The organism is Arthrobacter sp. 10L430 (genome assembly GCF_056395245.1).
Genome location: NZ_JBFTJD010000060.1, coordinates 1 through 1,095, shown reverse-complemented (window position 1 = coordinate 1,095; position 1,095 = coordinate 1). Strand labels below are relative to the sequence as shown.

The following is a 1,095-nucleotide window of genomic DNA, read 5'->3' as shown; positions in this document are numbered from 1 at the left end:
AACGTCGGCAACAGCGACCTTGTGTCTGTCGGGCTGAAGAAGGGCTCGGCCCTAACCCCCGCTCTGCAGAAGGCCGTGCAGGATGTCCTGGACAGCCCGGAATACAAGAAATCGCTCTCGAACTGGAGCCTGGAATCAGGTGCCATCACCAACGCCAAACTGAACTAAGGACGGGTACATGCAGTCCCTGATTTCCGAAGAAAGTGAAGCCACAATGAGTGGGATAAATTCAGCGCTGAAGCCACGGCTCAAGCGCCGCAGCACCTTCGAGTATGTGGCGTGGGTGGTGTGCAGCCTGATCGGCATCGGCATCCTGGCCTCCGTTTCCACCAACCCCAACTTCAAGTGGGATGTGGTCGCGAAGTACTTCACGCAGGAGACCATCCTGCGCGGGCTGATGCTCACGATCTTCCTCACAATAGCCAGCATGGTCCTGGGAACGCTCCTGGGCCTGGGGCTGGCGGTCATGAGGTCCTCCAGCGTCAAACCGATCGCGGCCACGGCCGGTGTCTACATCACCTTGTTCCGTGGGACCCCGGTCCTGGTGCAGCTGATCTTCTGGTTCAACATCGCAGCCCTGTACCCGAACCTGACGATCGGGATCCCGTTCACCGATATCAGCACCGCAGTTGACGTGAATGCCCTGATGGCACCCATCACGGCAGCCCTGATCGGCCTGACCCTGAACCAGGCCGCCTACATGGCTGAAATCGTCCGTGGCGGGTTCTCCTCGGTCGGCAAGGGCCAGATCGAGGCCGCCGACTCCCTCGGGATGAGCGCATCGATGAAGATGCGCAAGGTCATCATTCCCCAGGCGATGCCCTCGATCATCCCCGCGACCGGTAACCAGGTCATCGGAATGTTCAAGGAAACCTCCCTCGTCAGCGTCCTGGGCGTTGCCGAACTCCTCCAAAGCGCCCAGCTGATCTACGCCCGCACCTACGAAACCATCCCGCTGCTGATCGTCGCCAGCCTCTGGTACCTCGTGATGACCCTTCTGCTGAGCTACCCGCAGTCCAAGCTCGAGCAAAAATACTCCCGCACAACCTCCAGGCTTCCCCGGAAGGCGAAGAGAGTTGTGCTGACAGCACCGGA

The 1,095-nt window shown here is 60.2% G+C and carries 1 protein-coding gene; it reads left to right on the top strand.

What is annotated here, in order from left to right:
- Positions 1-214: 214 nt before the first annotated feature.
- Positions 215-1,095: amino acid ABC transporter permease (locus tag AC1DDG_RS21650; RefSeq protein WP_476877695.1), on the top strand; the 881-nt coding region annotated here is incomplete at its 3' end.